This is a genomic window from Pseudomonas sp. 1152_12, assembly GCF_052850675.1.
The window spans coordinates 16,016-31,429 of record NZ_VXCW01000001.1 but is presented as its reverse complement, the minus strand read 5'-3'; the positions used below and the strand labels follow the sequence as shown (position 1 = coordinate 31,429).

The window sequence follows — 15,414 nt, the reverse complement described above, 5'->3', positions numbered from 1 at the left end:
ACTGTTTGCAACATGAATGACATGACCCGCAATGAAACCCGCGACATTATCCTCGACGTTACCGAGAAGTTGATCTATCGCCATGGCATCGCCGCCACTGGCATGGACCTGCTGGTGAAAACTGCCGGGGTCTCGCGCAAAAGTATTTACCGTTACTTCGTCAACAAAGACGAGTTGGTGATTGCCGCGCTGCAACGTCGCGACGAACGCTGGTTACAGTGGCTGCGCAGTGAAGTTGAACGCAGCGACTGCAGTGGCGAGCGGTTGCTGGGGCTGTTCAGCGCTTTGAAGACCTGGTTCGGCACGGCGGACTTTCGCGGTTGCGCTTTCATCAACACCAGTGGTGAAACCGGCGACCCGCAAAACCCGGTACGCCTGCTGGCCAAGGCGCATAAACAGAAACTGTTCGAGTACGCACTCCAACTGTGCAAAGCACATGGCACCCCCGACCCCGAACGGCAGGCCGCGCACCTGCTGATCCTGATCGATGGCGCCATTACCGTTGCCCTGGTGATGGGCGATTCAACGGCCGCTGATAATGCGCAAGGCATGGCGCAAACATTATTGGGGCTCTGAACGCACAGGCCAGGCAACTTTCGATAACCCCTTATTGCTTCAGGAGCCGCCTCCATGTCGTCATCTAACGCAGAACTACGCCCGCCCCTGCCGCCGTTTACCCGCGAATCGGCCATTGAGAAAGTGCGCCTGGCCGAAGACGGCTGGAACTCCCGCGACCCCCAACGGGTATCGCTGGCTTACACCCTCGACACACAGTGGCGTAACCGCGCTGAATTCGCGCATAACCGTGAAGAAGCCAAAGGTTTCCTCACCCGAAAATGGGCCAAGGAACTGGACTATCGCTTGATCAAGGAGTTGTGGGCCTTTACCGGTAACCGTATCGCCGTGCGTTATGCCTACGAGTGGCACGATGATTCCGGCCACTGGTTCCGCTCCTATGGCAATGAGAACTGGGAATTCGACGAGAACGGCCTGATGGCCAACCGTTTTGCCTGCATCAACGACCTGCCGATCAAGGAAAGCGAGCGCAAGTTCCACTGGCCGCTGGGCCGGCGCCCGGATGACCATCCGGGGTTGTCTGAGCTGGGGCTTTAAGCGCTACCCGGTCACCCCGTGGGAGCTGGCTTGCCTGCGATAGCGTCGCCTCGGTGAAGCTGACACACCGAGTCGTCTGCATCGCAGGCAAGCCAGCTTCCACACGAGCCCATTTCCACATTCAGTCCTGGTTCAGACCTACCCGGTACAACACGCCGTCATCCTCATCCGTCAGCACATACAAGAACCCATCCGGCCCCTGCCGGACATCGCGGATCCGTGCTTTCAAGCCGCCGAGCAAGCGCTCTTCATGAATCACCTTGTCGCCATCGAACTGCAAACGAATCAACTCCCGACTGGCCAACGCACCGATAAACAGGTTGTGCTGCCACACCTTGAACCGGTCGGCGTCATAAAACGCCATGCCACTGATAGCCGGTGATTTCTCCCAGACGTGATGCGGCGCTACCGTGCCTTCCATGGCCTTGCCCTTGGCTTCGGGAATCGGCGCCAGGGAATAATTGATGCCATGGGTCGCCAACGGCCAGCCGTAGTTCTTGCCACGCTCGATGATATTGACCTCATCACCACCGCGCGGCCCATGCTCGCTTTCCCAGATCGTGCCGCTCCATGGGTTCAACGCCAGCCCCTGCGGGTTGCGCTGGCCATAGGACCAGATCTCCGGGCGCACGCCCTCTTGGCCCACAAAGGGGTTGTCATCCGGCACGCGACCATCCGGGAATATCCGTACGACCTTGCCTTGCAGCTTGTCCAGATCCTGGGCCGTCGGGCGGTCGTTGTTCTCTCCCAAGGTCACGAACAGGTAGCCATCACGGTCAAAGGCCAGGCGCGAGCCGAAGTGGTTGCCGGTGGACAGCTTGGGTTCCTGACGCAGGATCACTTTGAAATCCTGGAGGCCAGTCACGTCATCGGCCAAACGCCCACGGCCCACGGCAGTACCGGCTTTGCCACCCTCGCCACCGCCTTCCGCGTATGACAGGTAGACCATACGGTCCTGCTTGAAGTCCGGCGACAGCACCACATCGAGCAAACCGCCCTGCCCTTTGGCCCACACCTGCGGCACGCCGGTCAAAGGCGCGGAAAGCTTGCCGTCGGGGCTGACAAAGCGCAGATGGCCTGGGCGTTCAGTCACCAGGAAGCCTTGTTTGTCCGGCAGAAACGCCACGGCCCAAGGGTGATCCAGACCTTGGACAATCGGGGTCGCGGTGATGCGGCCTTGTTCGCTCGTGAACGGCTGAACATCGGCCGCGTAGACCGCCGCCAATGGCAGCAACGTAGTTGCACACACAGCGGCTAGCAGGGTTTTGCGTAGGAACATAAGACGGAATCCTTACCGGCGATTGCCGTTGGCATCGTAAGTGGGCGCTTTAGTTTCAGTGGCAGGACGACTCGGCACGGCATTACGCGTTGGGTAGCGATTGCCGATGCCGCCGTTTTCCACAGTGGGCGCCGGGCGGGTCGGCACTGTTTGGATACCGCGAACGGGCGGCGCATGAGGCTGAGTGCCCTGCATGCTGTTCGGGTTGGCCCGGTGAATAGGGCTGTTGTTGGTGTCATAGGTGCCGGGCAGGTTCTGCGCCTGAGCAAATGGCGCAAGCGCCAGGCCCAAAGCGAGTACGGCCAGATAACGCACACAGCTGTTCATGACAAAGCCTCTCTGGGGCGAGTAGTACATGCTTTCGATAACACGCTACGCCTTGGGTTCGGCTTTCGACACCAAATAGTTTCTCATCAGGTGTAACACAATCTGTCCACGCATCCGCCCGCCGAAACGTTTCCCGGCGCCTGCGAGTCATCAGAACACCGTCTCTTCTCAAGGAAACGCAGGCATGCCAAGGGCAATCTGGAAAGGCGCCATCCGTTTCGGCTTGGTCCATATCCCGGTATCGCTGGTCTCAGCCACGGCCTCCCAAGGCGTTGATTTCTTTCCGAGACCTTTGCCGCCATTCAATGCGACATCTTCCAAAGTGCCTGCGACCTGGTGCTGGGAGGCGTGATCGGGTGGCGCTGAAAAACATCTACGCGCAGCTCTCGCCCGTGGAACGCAAAACACTACCGCTGGAAAAATCCCTCACCAGCACCCAGGCACGCGGCGTGCACTGGGTTGAACCCGAGCTGGTGGGCGAGGTGAACTGCGCCGGATGGCCCCGCGAAGGCGTAGTGCGCCAAGCGTCGTTCATTGCGGGTGGCGCAGATCACTCATGAGCTGCCGCGCAGGGCCACTTGCATCACCCAGGCTGCCCTCGCGAGAAAAAAGATCAGCAGCGGCGCGAAGCCACCACCGTGATTCGCGCCCGAGGGTGTTTTAGATGAGGATAAAGATCAGCGCCAAGCCAGCAAAAATCGCCCATTTTTCCAGGTAATAGCGTGCGCGATTACGCTTTTTCAGCTCTTTGCCACGCAGTCGAATTTTGTACAGGCGGGTAAACGCGCGGTTCAGGCCGCCGGTCTTGTCGCCGTCATCATTGGGCGAACCGGCCGCCGCCATCACGTTACGGCTGAACCAGCGGTTGAACGCCGCCGCCCAGCGGTACTTCATCGGGCGTTCGATATCGCAGAACAGGATGATACGGTTCTGCTGCGTGGTGTTTTCCGCGTAATGAATGTAGGTCTCATCAAACATCACCGGCTCACCGTCGCGCCAGTAATAGCTTTCACCGTCCACATTGATGTAACAGCCAGGATCGTTAGGTGTTTCCAAGCCCAAGTGATACCGGTAGGAGCCAGCATAAGGGTCGCGGTGGCGCACCAGCTTGGAGCCCGGCGGCAACTCGGCAAACATCGCGGCCTTGATCGAACCGATGCGTTGCACCAGCTCAGTGGTGCGCGGGCACAGTTTCATCGCCGATGGGTGACTGTCGCCGTACCACTTGAGGTAGAAACGCTTCCAGCCAGACTTGAAGAACGAGTTGAAACCCACATCGTTGTACTGGTCCGAGCGCTTGATTTCGCCCATGCGCATGAGGTTCTGGCCTTCCTGGCGAATCTCTTCCCAATGTTCCTGCAGTGGGCTCAGGTCCGGAAAGTCGCTGGGCGACAGGAATGGGCGGCTGGGCTGCTTGGAGAACAAGTAGAGGAAACAGTTGATCGGCGCCAGGAACGTCGAGTGATCACTAAGCTGGCGACCCAGCTTGTGTCGCACCCGACCACGCAGGTGAACATACGCAATACACGCAACGTAGAGAGCAACAATGATGAGTTTCAAGGGATTCGTCACAAGTTAGTAGAGAGAACAGGCTGCTCCTGCGCCTGCAAAGGGCGAGGATTGGATAAGGAGCACCTGAAGTCACAATTCACAGATACGCGACACGACCGGCGGTGCGACCACCGGTTCATGGCCATTGGTAGTTATTTAGCCACAGTTTGTAACCAAAGGTTAACTAAGAATTGTGAAAAGCTGTCCTTTCATTGTGCTGGATCAACACCGGCGCTTGTCTCGCCGCAGCCGCCGTGGTGCACTATAGGAAACAACCTTCAATAAAATGGAATTTGTATGTCGGCTCTGTTACACAGCGATCATCAAGCCCTGCAAGGCGCCTGGGAGCAAACCGCGCTCGAGGACAGCGGAGTACTCAACCCGGTCGACGCCCACAGCGCGCCGGGCGCCCTGACCACCATCACCGGCGACCGCTTTGAAGTGCGCACGACGAGCGGCGAGATGCTGCTGGCCGGTCGATTTTCCCTAGACAGCAGCACCACGCCAAAAAGCATTACCTGGATTGACGCCATAGGCGAAGACGCCGGCAAGCAACTGCCCGCCAGCTACCGCCTCGAAGGCGATGATTTTGTGTTTATCGCTGCCGATGAAGGCATGCCCCGGCCGACAGTTTTCAGCACCGGGCCAGGGCAGACCATGCGCACCTTCGTGCGCCGCCGCTGAGATGTACACGTCCGAACTTGCGACAGCGTTTTCACAGGGCCTTCACTTCTCGGCCTATAGGGTGAGGCCTACCTACTCCAGTGGTTAACTTGGCCCGCCTCTCATCGCGGGCCTTTTTTATACGACGATATCCTCGCCAGCGAGGGTCCCATGCACATCAATGTGCATGTCCAGCCTGCCATCCCGTATCCATCCTGAAGTGCGTTCGCTGAAAGCTCGTGTCGCAAGTCACGCTTGGGATTTACTGTGATCCAGAGGCAGCGGGGAAACAACGTTCAGTGGGCCCAATTGCTTACTCGAGTTGCGCCTTGCGGGCAAACGCTTGCTGCAGAGGACTCAGCGACATAAACGCTGTGAACTTGATATCGTCGTTTTCAGGTTTGACTTGCGCGAACACACCTCGCTCCGCTGTGGAAAACTCAAACGTCATCTCTGTCGTGCCATTTCGATTGCTATCAGCCCAACGAGCACCAGGACGCTTTTGGCGTATATCAGGCGGGACGTTTAGTGGCGGTCAAGGTAAAACACAACGGCAACTGAGCTGGCTGATGCTCGTACTGTTCGTACAACTCCTCGCGGTTGCAATGCGGGTACTCCTGCAGATGCTCAATCTGCAAGTGGGCCGCAATCACCCCACTGACCACGCTGCCCAGGGCATGCACGTACCAATAGGACGTCGGCCCGGCAATATCAGCCTGCCCTTCGTAGACAATCGACTGCTGCAGCACGAAGGGGTCGCGCTGGAAATACGAGCTGTCGGGCAATAACGGATTTGCGCCCTTGGGATCAAACATCTCCAGAAAAGGGTGAGTTTCATAGATCACCAGTGTGCCGCCAGGCTTGAGCACACTCGCCACGTGACGCATAAACAGCGCCACATCGGGCATCCAGTTCAGTACGCCAATGGTCACCAGCGCGACATCAAACCGAGCGTGCAAGCGTTCAGGCAGATGATGGATATCGGCTTCAACAAATTCAGGGTTATGCGCCGACACCTCGGCCAGTTCCTGCGCTTGCTGCAAAAAAGCGCGGGATTGGTCGACACCCACCACGCTGCGTGCGCCCAGGCCGAACAACGATAGGCTTTCACGCCCATTGTTACAGCACAGCTGAATCACGTCTTTGCCGGCCACGCCGACATCTTGCAGCAACGCGGTGATGGTCGGGTCCAGGCACGAAAAGTCCGGTTGGGCGACCGATTCGAGCAACGCGTTCCAGGTGGCGGTGTCTTTGTGCAGCTTGGCGGACGCGTCCCAGGCGTCTTTGTTGCTGGCGATGGCCTGTTGGGCTGAGGGCATGTCCATTGCGTCTCCAGAGAGTCAGTAAGGCAGCCTCGGAAAATAAGCCAATTACCTGTCAGATGAAACCCTCTGTGGCGGCGAAACTTCTATCCAAGCCTGCAGGTCACTAGCCCATTGAGTGTTCGCCCTGAACACCCTTGCCGAAGACAGCGCTATGGCCAATCACTCCGACCTGCGCAATACCTTGTCCTTGGACAGCTTGAATTTCTTCCTGGCGGATGTTCGCGACGGCCTCGGCCCCTACTTGGCAATTTACCTGCTAGCCGTGCACCAATGGGACCCGGCCAGCATCGGCGTGGTCATGACCCTGGCGGGCATCGCCGCCCTGCTCTCCCAAGGCCCGGCAGGTGCGCTGATCGACCGCACGCGCAGCAAACGCGCGGTGATCGCGGTGGCGGCCGTTCTCGTCACTGTCAGTTGCCTGGTTCTGCCGTTTGTCAGCTCATTCAGTTGGGTGGCGTTGACCCAGGCGGTCAGTGCCATTGCCGCCTCAGTGTTTGCTCCGGCGATTTCGGCCATTTCCTTGGGAATTACCGGGCCAGGCGCCTTCACCCGCCGCACCGGGCGCAACGAAACCTTCAACCACGCCGGCAACGCCGTAGCGGCGCTGCTGGCGGGCGGGCTGGCGTATCTGTTCGGCCCAGTCGTGGTGTTTTACCTGATGGCATTTATGGCGATCGCCAGTGTGGTGGCGGTCAGCTGTGTATCAGCGTCGGCGATTGACCACGAGGTCGCTCGGGGCTTTGACCCCGCTCACGCCCATGAACACGAACAGCCCTCCGGCGTGAAGGGGCTACTGGCCAATCGCCCGTTGCTACTGTTCGCGATCTGCTGTGCCCTGTTCCACCTGGCGAATGCCGCGATGCTGCCGCTGGTCAGCCAGAAGCTGGCGCAGATCAACCTGCACATGGCCACGCCGCTGACCTCGGCCTGCATTGTCGCCGCGCAAGGGGTGATGGTGCCGATGGCCTGGCTGGTGGGCAGCAAAGCTGACGTGTGGGGACGCAAGCCGTTGTTGCTGGCCGGGTTCATGATTTTGCCGCTGCGTGGCGTGCTGTATACCTGGTCCAACGACCCTTATTGGCTGGTCGCCGTGCAGATGCTCGATGGCATCGGCGCGGGGATTTTCGGTGCGCTGTTCCCGGTGATCGTCAAGGACCTGACCCAAGGCACCGGCCGCTTCAATGTCAGCCTGGGCGCACTGTCCACGGTGTTTGGCCTGGGCGCGGCGCTGAGCAGCAGCCTGGCCGGTTTCGTGGTGCAGCAGGCCGGCTACAATGCCGCCTTCCTGACCCTGGCGGGCGTCGCGGCGGCGGCCCTGGCGCTGTTATGGCTGGCGATGCCGGAGACATTGAAGAAACCATCGTTCGCGCACATTACAACTGTCGCCTGACATATGCGACAATGCGCGCCAAATTCCAACACACAGCCAAAATTTTCTGCTCAGCGACCGGGTTTCGCGCCTTGATGTCGCTGTTGACGCATGCCTGAAGGCTCCTGCCGCCACGCTCGCAACCCATTGATAGGTAAAGTAATTGATCTCCACAGCTAACATCACCATGCAGTTCGGCGCCAAGCCGCTCTTCGAGAATGTCTCGGTCAAATTCGGCGCCGGCAACCGTTATGGTTTGATCGGTGCCAACGGTTGCGGCAAGTCGACCTTCATGAAAATCCTCGGCGGCGACCTCGATCCGTCCGGCGGCCAGGTCATGCTCGAGCCGAATGTACGCCTGGGTAAACTGCGCCAGGACCAGTTCGCCTACGAAGAATTCACCGTACTCGACACCGTGATCATGGGCCACGAGGAGCTGTGGAAGGTCAAGGCCGAGCGCGACCGTATCTACTCGCTGCCGGAAATGAGCGAAGACGACGGCATGGCCGTGGCCGAGCTGGAAACCGAGTTCGCCGAGATGGACGGCTACACCGCCGAATCGCGTGCCGGTGAGCTGCTGCTGGGCCTGGGCATTCCCCTGGAACAACACTTCGGCCCGATGAGCGAAGTATCCCCAGGCTGGAAACTGCGGGTATTGCTGGCCCAGGCGTTGTTCTCCGACCCTGAAGTGCTGTTGCTCGACGAACCGACCAACCACCTGGACATCAACACCATCCGCTGGCTGGAAAACATCCTGACCCAGCGTTCGAGCCTGATGATCATCATCTCTCACGACCGTCACTTCCTGAACAGCGTGTGCACCCACATGGCTGACCTGGACTACGGCGAGCTGCGCCTGTTCCCGGGCAACTACGACGAGTACATGACCGTGGCGACCCAGTCCCGCGAGCAACTGCTGTCGGACAACGCCAAGAAGAAGGCGCAGATCTCCGAGCTGCAATCCTTCGTCAGCCGCTTCTCGGCGAACGCCTCGAAAGCCAAGCAGGCCACTTCTCGCGCCAAGGCCATCGACAAGATCCAGCTGGCCGAGGTCAAGCCTTCGAGCCGTGTGAGCCCGTTCATCCGTTTCGATCAGAACAAAAAGCTGCACCGTCAGGCGGTGATGGTCGAAAAAATGGCCAAAGGCTTCGACGGCAAGCCACTGTTCAAAGACTTCAGCTTCCAGGTTGAAGCTGGCGAGCGTGTTGCGATCATCGGCCCGAACGGTATCGGCAAGACCACCCTGCTGCGCACGCTGGTCAACGAACTGACGCCGGACGCCGGCAGCATCAAGTGGACCGACGCCGCAGAGCTGGGTTACTACGCTCAGGATCACGCTTCCGACTTTGAAGACGACATGAGCCTGTTCGACTGGATGGGCCAGTGGACTCAGGGCGAACAAATGATTCGCGGTACTTTGGGCCGCATGCTGTTCTCCAACGACGAGATCCTCAAGTCGGTCAAAGTCATCTCCGGTGGTGAGCAAGGCCGCATGCTGTTCGGCAAGCTGATCCTGCAAAAGCCGAACGTGCTGATCATGGACGAACCGACCAACCACTTGGACATGGAATCCATCGAAGCGCTGAACCTGGCGCTGGAAAACTACCCGGGCACGCTGATCTTCGTCAGCCACGACCGTGAGTTCGTATCGTCCCTGGCCACCCGCATCATCGAGTTGAGCGCCAACGGCGTGATCGACTTCAGCGGCACCTATGATGACTACCTGCGCAGCCAAGGCGTGGTGTTCTAAGCAACGCCACTGCCGTTGTGGCGAGCAGGCTTGCCCTGCGCTGGGCTGCAAAGCGGCCCTAAAATCAAACACCGCGTTCTGTCAGGCAGAACGCGGTGTTTTTTATTGGGGCTGCTGCGCAGCCCACCGCGGGCTATCAAACAAACTAGTTAGCCTGCTTCCTTTTCCCCCACGCCCTTGCCATCATGCCGTCACCGCCCGCCCGCGAACGAGTGACCATGCCTGCCGTCGCCCCCAGCTCAATGTCGATCACTTTGCAGATCGTCTCCATTGTCTTCTATACCTTCATCGCCTTTGTCTGCATCGGCCTGCCGATCGCGGTCATCCCAGGCTATGTGCACGAACAACTGGGCTTCAGTGCCGTGGTGGCCGGAATCACCATCGGCTCGCAATACCTGGCCACCCTACTCAGCCGGCCTATGGCCGGACGCATGTCCGACGACGTCGGCACCAAGCGCGCGATTGTGCTGGGCCTGGCTGGAATTCTGGTCAGCGGTGTGCTGACGTTTTTCGCCACGCTGGTCGAGAGCCTGCCCACCCTGAGCCTGGGCATCCTGATCAGCGGCCGGCTGCTGCTCGGCGTGGCTCAGGGCCTGATCGGCGTGGGCACCATTAGTTGGTGCATGGGTGCCGTCGGCGCCGAACACACGGCGCGCTCGATTTCCTGGAATGGCATCGCCTCCTATGGCGCGATCGCCATTGGCGCGCCGCTGGGTGTGGTGATGGTGGCCGAGTATGGCTACAGCAGCCTCGGCATCGCGTTGACGGTGCTGGCGGCGTTGGGCCTGGTGCTGATCCGCACCAAGCCATCGGTGTCAGTAGTTCGCGGCCAGCGGCTGCCGTTCTGGGCGGTGTTCGGGCGTATCGCACCGTTTGGCGCCAGCCTGTGCCTTGCGTCAATTGGCTACGGCACGCTGACCACCTTTATCACCCTGTATTACCTCAATCGCGGCTGGGCCGGGGCCGCGTATTGCCTCAGCGTGTTTGGCGTGTGTTTTATCCTGTCACGCCTGGTGTTTATCTCGGCCATCACCCGCTTCGGCGGTTTCAGCGCAGCGATTGCGTGCATGACCATAGAAGCCCTGGGCCTGACGCTACTATGGATTGCGCCCTCGACCGGGGTGGCGTTGATCGGCGCGGGACTGACCGGTTTTGGCTTGTCGCTGGTGTACCCGGCGTTGGGCGTAGAAGCCATCAAGCAAGTCCCTAATAGCAGCCGTGGCGCCGGGCTGAGTGCGTATGCGGTGTTTTTTGACCTGGCCCTGGCGATTGCCGGGCCGTTGATGGGCGCCGTGGCCCTGAACCTCGGCTACGGCTGGATCTTCTTTTGCGCCGCACTGTTGTCGGTCACGGCGCTGGCCTTGACCGTCCTACTCAAGCGCCGTGCTTACTGATCGGCGGTCTGCAAACCGGCGCGGGTCATTTGCCCGAGGGTGTGAGAGAAGAACCGCCCTGCCTCTGAAATCAAGTCGCGGTGAATGCCTTCGCGGTCGACGCCATCGGCGTCTGTGCAGATGGCCGGCATGGCCACTAACTGATCGGTGTCACACGGCGCCATGAATACAAAGTGCCCTGCCCCGGCCAACAGTTTGAAATCCGGCGGTTCCGGCAGCTTGCGCGCCAGTGCAGCGGCGTTTTTGTCCACCGCCACCAGCTTGTCGCCGTCGCCGCTGTAGAGCAGCACCGGCACGTGCACGTCGGCCAAGGTGTGACGACCGAACATCAGGCTCAACGGCGCCATCAGCATCAACGCGTGGATGCGTGGGTCGGCCTGTGGTTGCAAGTCGTCACGGTCGACCACCAGCTCACCTTTGGTGGTACAGGCGTCGCGGTCTTCCGGGCGTTCCTGGCAATAGCGGCGCAGGCGGTCGAAATCCGGCTTGGCGCCGGCCAGGATCAAGGCGGTTTCGCCGCCAGCGGAATAACCGATCACGCCCACCTGTTCGATATTGACGAACGGCGACAGCATTGGGTCGCTGAGAGTGGCGGTAATCGCTTCGGAAATCTGGATCGGCCGACCATACAGGTTGCTCACGGTGCCCAGGCGGCTGTGGTCCTTGTAGTTGTCGCCGGGGTGCAACACCGCCACCACCACAAACCCCTTACGCGCCAGTGAGGTGGCCAGGTCGTGCAGGGCCAGCGGGGTGCCCGTGTTGCCGTGGGACAGCATCAGCATCGGGAAGCGGCCAATGGCGACCTTGGAGTCTTCAGCGGCGGCGACGTGATAGGCGCCCAGTTGCGTGCTGTGCTCGTCGTCGGTGGACGGGTAAAACGCGATGGCCTTCATCGGCTGCGCATCCAGCGGGTCGAGAAAAGTCATGCGATGGAAGCCCACACTCCAATGCGGATGCGGCGCTGGGGCGGCGTGCACTGAAATCAGGCCACCGAGCAGGGAGAGTACCAAAACAGCACAAAGACGCATCATGGGGATGTTCACCTTTGCTGCGTGACCACGTTCAACACCCGCGGCATATCTGTATGAAAAGTCCATGGTTCAAGGTGCTCACACCGGGTGATAAACCCATGCGTGCATAACCTGGGCCAAAGTAGTGACAGCGGGTAAACGAAAAAACTCCGTACTCCGGTCGTGTTGAGGCGATCAGAATACAGAGTTTAGGCGCCGGGTTTCAGATTGGAACCGGACAACGGCGAACTTTACACAAGCCTTACGCGGCGGCGAACAATTGTTCGTTGATGATGACGTTTGCGTCGCTCAACGCCTTGCTGCGCACTTCCTCACCGTAGGCCAGGCCCTGGGCGCGGACGAACTCGATGTCGGTGATGCCAAGGAAGCCAAACACCAGTTTCAAGTAATCTTCGTGGCCGACGTTGCTTGCCTGGCCGGCATGCAAACCGCCAGCGGTGGAAACGATGATCAGCTTCTTGCCACCGCACAGGCCTTCAGGACCGGCTTCGGTGTAACGGAAGGTCTGGCCGGCGACGGCGATGCGGTCGATCCAGGCCTTAAGCTGGGACGGTACCGAAAAGTTGTACATCGGCGCGCCAATCACCACAGCGTCGGCGGCGATGAATTCAGCCAGCGACGAAGCGCTGAGGTCAGCCTCGTGCTTTTGTACGGCGTCGCGCAACTCGGCAGCGGTACCCAGGGCGCCCAGGGTCAGGCCGGAAAAGTGGCTGATGCCTTCGCTCGCCAGGTCACGGTAAGTCACTTCCACACCCGGCTCAGCCGCTTGCCAGGCCTTGACCACACCAGCGCTGAGCTGACGCGAAGCCGAGTTGTCGCCGAGGATGCTGGAATCGATATGCAACAGTTTCATGTGGGATCTCCAAGTGAGGATCGCGGCTAGGCGATCGAGTGAGGTTAATCCTACAGGTGCATCCAATGATCGATTAGAGGGGCTAAATGTGATTGTTCGTCCCGCCAGCAGGACAATCCTCGTTTTACAACAGACCGTCCAACAGGCTTAGGTGTCGAGCCCGCCGTCGCAATCAATGTGACGATACATAAATCGACGCCGACGTAGGCGCCGGCAGCGCATAGGTGCGTTTCATCCACTGGATCTCCTCCAGAGGCGTGCGCCCGAAGAAGCGCTTGAACTCCCGGCTGAACTGCGAGGCGCTTTCATAGCCGACCTCGGCGCAGGCCGTGGCGGCGGTGATGTCGTTGCGCAGCATCAACAAGCGCGCCTGGTGCAGGCGCGTGGACTTGAGGTATTGCATCGGCGAGGTGTCGGTGACCGTGCGAAAGTGTGCATGGAAACTCGGCACGCTCATCATCGCCTCCTTGGCGAGTGCCTCCACGTCCAAATGCTGGTGATAGCACCCATGAATCTTGCGAATCGCCCGCGCCACCTTGCCGAACTGGCCTTGGCGATTGAGCGCGGCGCGCATGGAGCCGCCCTGCTCGCCCGTGATGATCCGGTAGTAGATCTCGCGCATCAGCGTCGGGCCGAGGATCTGCGCATCCATTGGTGTACTCATGGCCTCAAGAAAACGCAGCAGTGATTCGCTGAGTTGCTCATCCATCGGCGATGAATACATACCCCGGGGCTTGGCCTCGACCAACCCCGGAAAGTCATCCAATGCCAGCATCAATTCGGCGGCCAGGGTGAAATCAAGCCGCAGGTACACCGCCAGCATGGGTTCCTCTTCACTGGCCTCGGTTTCCATGGTGAACGGCACCGGCACCGACACCACCAGATAATGCTGCGCGTCATACAGGTAAATCTCTTCGCCCAGATAACCGCGCTTGCGGCCCTGGCAGACAATCACAATGCCCGGGTCATAGAGTACCGGAACGCGGTGCAAGGGCTGATTCGAACGCAGGAAGCGCACGTCATCCAAAACGCTCAGGTTATAGCCTTCGACACGCGCCAAGCTGCCCATCAGCTCGATGATTCGTTGGGTACGGTCCATGGTGCAGGGCTCCTGGCGAAAACAACACGTTACTGCGCAAACGTCGCTGTGGCTACGCGCTCATAGGAATAGGCAATCAGCACATTGGAATGGATATTCGCTCCCAGCACACATTTGCGTAGCCTGAAACAACACGTTCAGCCCTCGGAGATTGCCCCATGCTTATCGTCTACAACCCTGCCACCGGCGAAGAAATCGGCCGCGTTGCCAAGCACACCTCGGCTGAGGTCAAGGCCGCGGTCGACCGCACCTGCGCGGCCTTTCCTGAATGGTCGTCGAAGCTTGCAAAAGAGCGCAGCGAAATCCTGCGCCGTTGGCACGACGCCGTGAGTGCCGATAAAGAAGCTTTCGCGCAACTGCTGTGCCGCGAAAACGGCAAATGCCTGACCGAAGCCCGTGGTGAAATCGACTACGGCCTGGGCTTTATCGAGTGGTACGCCGAAGAAGCCAAGCGCGTCTACGGCGACACCATCCCCACCCACGACCGCAACGCCAACGTACTGGTGACCAAAGAAGCCATCGGCCCGGTCGCGGCGATCACCCCGTGGAACTTCCCGTTCATGATGATCACCCGCAAAGTCGCCACGGCCTTGGCGGCGGGCTGCACCATGGTGATCAAGCCTGCCGAAGACACGCCGCTGACCGCCTTTATGCTGTTGGATTACGCACGCAAGGCCGGTATCGAACCCGGCGTTCTGGAAGTGGTGGTCGGCGACCCTAAAGAAATCGGCCTGATCTTCACCGGCGACCCGCGCATTCGCAAAATCACTTTTACCGGCTCCACCGGCGTCGGCAAATTGCTCGCGGCGCAATGCGCAGCCACCCTCAAGAAAATGACCCTGGAACTGGGCGGTAACGCACCGTTCATTGTTTTCCAGGACGCCAACCTGGATGAGGCGGTCAAGGGCCTGGTCAGTGCCAAATTGCGCAACTCAGGCCAGGTGTGCATCTCGCCGAACCGGATATTTGTGCAGCACAGCATCCTCGATGACTTCATCAAACGCGTAAAGGCTGCCGTCGCCAAGATCGAAGTGGATCAAGGTCTGCGCGAAGATTTTGTGGTCGGGCCACTGGTCAATCAACTGGGGTTTGACAAGGTCGTGCGCCTGGTCGAAGACGCCAAGGCCGCCGGTGCCAACGTGTTGATGGGCGGCAAGCCCCACATCAAGGGTGGGCTGTTCTACGAGCCCACTGTTTTGACCGGCCTGCGGGACGACTCGCCGCTGGCCACCGAGGAAATCTTCGGCCCGGTGTTCGCCATCTACTCGTTCAAGGATGAAGAGGAAGTCATTGCGCGCGCCAACCAAACTGAATTCGGCCTGGTCGCGTATGCCTACACCAGCGCATTAGGTCGTTCGTTGCGTCTGTCGCGCCAGCTGGAAGCTGGGATGGTGATCCTCAATTCGGGTTCCGTCGGCACCGCGTCGATTCCGTTCGGCGGCATCAAGCAGTCCGGTTATGGGCGTGAAGGCAGTTATTACGGGATCGAAGAGTACGTGCATGTGAAGTATGTGCTGATGGCCGGCGCACAGTTCTAGCCCCGATGAACCACCCTGTTGTGGCGTGGGGGCAAGCTCCCTCGCCACATTAAGCTCACATCGGCTTTTGTAGTGGATTTGCCCTCGTCAGACGCGGATAGTTCGTCCCATTGACAGGACAA

The 15,414-nt window shown here is 59.7% G+C and carries 14 protein-coding genes and 2 pseudogenes; 9 read left to right on the top strand and 7 right to left on the bottom strand.

What is annotated here, in order from left to right; genetic code table 11:
- Positions 1–12: 12 nt before the first annotated feature.
- Together FW764_RS00145 and FW764_RS00140 are read left to right on the top strand one after the other, a co-directional pair.
- Entirely contained in the window at positions 13–576 is a 564-nt protein-coding gene (locus FW764_RS00145) for a TetR/AcrR family transcriptional regulator (protein WP_446432180.1), read from the top strand.
- A 54-nt stretch (positions 577–630) separates the two neighbouring features.
- Positions 631–1,113, top strand: a complete 483-nt coding sequence (locus FW764_RS00140) for a nuclear transport factor 2 family protein (RefSeq protein WP_446432179.1) — start codon at positions 631–633, stop codon at positions 1,111–1,113.
- 121 nt (positions 1,114–1,234) lie between these two features.
- On the opposite strand, the gene FW764_RS00135 is transcribed toward FW764_RS00140, so the two are convergent.
- Both FW764_RS00135 and FW764_RS00130 read right to left on the bottom strand, forming a co-directional pair.
- Positions 1,235–2,392, bottom strand: a complete 1,158-nt coding sequence (locus tag FW764_RS00135; protein WP_446432178.1) for a PQQ-dependent sugar dehydrogenase — start codon at positions 2,390–2,392, stop codon at positions 1,235–1,237.
- Positions 2,393–2,404: 12 nt separating this feature from the next.
- Positions 2,405–2,719 (bottom strand): hypothetical protein, encoded by a 315-nt coding sequence (locus FW764_RS00130; RefSeq protein WP_446432177.1) that lies wholly within the window; start codon positions 2,717–2,719, stop codon positions 2,405–2,407.
- Between the two features lie 184 nt (positions 2,720–2,903).
- Here FW764_RS00130 and FW764_RS00125 point away from each other — a divergent pair.
- Positions 2,904–2,999, top strand: a pseudogene (locus FW764_RS00125) (Ku protein); the annotation flags it as partial.
- 70 nt (positions 3,000–3,069) lie between these two features.
- Positions 3,070–3,255, top strand: a pseudogene (locus tag FW764_RS00120) (ATP dependent DNA ligase); the annotation flags it as partial.
- A 124-nt stretch (positions 3,256–3,379) separates the two neighbouring features.
- Here FW764_RS00120 and lpxO read toward each other — a convergent pair.
- On the bottom strand, positions 3,380–4,279 hold the full coding sequence (lpxO, locus tag FW764_RS00115; protein WP_446432176.1) for a lipid A hydroxylase LpxO: 900 nt from the start codon (positions 4,277–4,279) through the stop codon (positions 3,380–3,382).
- Between the two features lie 288 nt (positions 4,280–4,567).
- Here lpxO and FW764_RS00110 point away from each other — a divergent pair, with 288 nt between their 5' ends.
- Positions 4,568–4,954 carry a TIGR03067 domain-containing protein gene (locus tag FW764_RS00110; RefSeq protein WP_446432175.1) on the top strand — a complete coding sequence of 129 codons (387 nt, stop codon included), beginning with the start codon at positions 4,568–4,570 and terminating at the stop codon, positions 4,952–4,954.
- Positions 4,955–5,445: 491 nt separating this feature from the next.
- On the opposite strand, the gene FW764_RS00105 is transcribed toward FW764_RS00110, so the two are convergent.
- Positions 5,446–6,258, bottom strand: a complete 813-nt coding sequence (locus tag FW764_RS00105; protein WP_446432174.1) for a class I SAM-dependent methyltransferase — start codon at positions 6,256–6,258, stop codon at positions 5,446–5,448.
- A gap of 151 nt (positions 6,259–6,409) precedes the next feature.
- Here FW764_RS00105 and FW764_RS00100 point away from each other — a divergent pair, with 151 nt between their 5' ends.
- The 3 genes from FW764_RS00100 (at position 6,410) to FW764_RS00090 (ending at position 10,771) form a co-directional block, all read left to right on the top strand.
- Positions 6,410–7,648 carry an MFS transporter gene (locus FW764_RS00100; RefSeq protein ID WP_446432173.1) on the top strand — a complete coding sequence of 413 codons (1,239 nt, stop codon included), beginning with the start codon at positions 6,410–6,412 and terminating at the stop codon, positions 7,646–7,648.
- A gap of 142 nt (positions 7,649–7,790) precedes the next feature.
- Positions 7,791–9,377, top strand: a complete 1,587-nt coding sequence (locus FW764_RS00095; protein ID WP_446432172.1) for an ABC-F family ATPase — start codon at positions 7,791–7,793, stop codon at positions 9,375–9,377.
- Between the two features lie 218 nt (positions 9,378–9,595).
- Positions 9,596–10,771 carry an MFS transporter gene (locus FW764_RS00090; protein WP_446432171.1) on the top strand — a complete coding sequence of 392 codons (1,176 nt, stop codon included), beginning with the start codon at positions 9,596–9,598 and terminating at the stop codon, positions 10,769–10,771.
- Here FW764_RS00090 and FW764_RS00085 read toward each other — a convergent pair.
- The 3 genes from FW764_RS00085 to FW764_RS00075 form a co-directional block, all read right to left on the bottom strand.
- Positions 10,765–11,802 carry an alpha/beta hydrolase family protein gene (locus FW764_RS00085; protein WP_446432170.1) on the bottom strand — a complete coding sequence of 346 codons (1,038 nt, stop codon included), beginning with the start codon at positions 11,800–11,802 and terminating at the stop codon, positions 10,765–10,767. The two genes, FW764_RS00090 and FW764_RS00085, sit on opposite strands and share 7 nt — an antisense overlap.
- A gap of 241 nt (positions 11,803–12,043) precedes the next feature.
- On the bottom strand, positions 12,044–12,655 hold the full coding sequence (locus FW764_RS00080; RefSeq protein ID WP_446432169.1) for an FMN-dependent NADH-azoreductase: 612 nt from the start codon (positions 12,653–12,655) through the stop codon (positions 12,044–12,046).
- 172 nt (positions 12,656–12,827) lie between these two features.
- Complete coding sequence (locus FW764_RS00075) at positions 12,828–13,754, bottom strand: AraC family transcriptional regulator N-terminal domain-containing protein (protein WP_446432168.1); 927 nt, start codon at positions 13,752–13,754, stop codon at positions 12,828–12,830.
- 158 nt (positions 13,755–13,912) lie between these two features.
- Here FW764_RS00075 and FW764_RS00070 point away from each other — a divergent pair, with 158 nt between their 5' ends.
- On the top strand, positions 13,913–15,292 hold the full coding sequence (locus tag FW764_RS00070; protein ID WP_446432167.1) for an NAD-dependent succinate-semialdehyde dehydrogenase: 1,380 nt from the start codon (positions 13,913–13,915) through the stop codon (positions 15,290–15,292).
- Positions 15,293–15,414: the final 122 nt, after the last annotated feature.

Bases quoted from the DNA above. Each gene is read 5' to 3' on its own strand.
- FW764_RS00145 (WP_446432180.1), top strand. From the start codon at position 13: ATGAATGACATGACCCGCAATGAAACCCGCGACATTATCCTCGACGTT.
- FW764_RS00140 (WP_446432179.1), top strand. From the start codon at position 631: ATGTCGTCATCTAACGCAGAACTACGCCCGCCCCTGCCGCCGTTTACC.
- FW764_RS00135 (WP_446432178.1), bottom strand. From the start codon at position 2,392: ATGTTCCTACGCAAAACCCTGCTAGCCGCTGTGTGTGCAACTACGTTG.
- FW764_RS00130 (WP_446432177.1), bottom strand. From the start codon at position 2,719: ATGAACAGCTGTGTGCGTTATCTGGCCGTACTCGCTTTGGGCCTGGCG.
- FW764_RS00110 (WP_446432175.1), top strand. From the start codon at position 4,568: ATGTCGGCTCTGTTACACAGCGATCATCAAGCCCTGCAAGGCGCCTGG.
- FW764_RS00105 (WP_446432174.1), bottom strand. From the start codon at position 6,258: ATGGACATGCCCTCAGCCCAACAGGCCATCGCCAGCAACAAAGACGCC.
- FW764_RS00100 (WP_446432173.1), top strand. From the start codon at position 6,410: ATGGCCAATCACTCCGACCTGCGCAATACCTTGTCCTTGGACAGCTTG.
- FW764_RS00090 (WP_446432171.1), top strand. From the start codon at position 9,596: ATGCCTGCCGTCGCCCCCAGCTCAATGTCGATCACTTTGCAGATCGTC.
- FW764_RS00085 (WP_446432170.1), bottom strand. From the start codon at position 11,802: ATGATGCGTCTTTGTGCTGTTTTGGTACTCTCCCTGCTCGGTGGCCTG.
- FW764_RS00080 (WP_446432169.1), bottom strand. From the start codon at position 12,655: ATGAAACTGTTGCATATCGATTCCAGCATCCTCGGCGACAACTCGGCT.
- FW764_RS00075 (WP_446432168.1), bottom strand. From the start codon at position 13,754: ATGGACCGTACCCAACGAATCATCGAGCTGATGGGCAGCTTGGCGCGT.
- FW764_RS00070 (WP_446432167.1), top strand. From the start codon at position 13,913: ATGCTTATCGTCTACAACCCTGCCACCGGCGAAGAAATCGGCCGCGTT.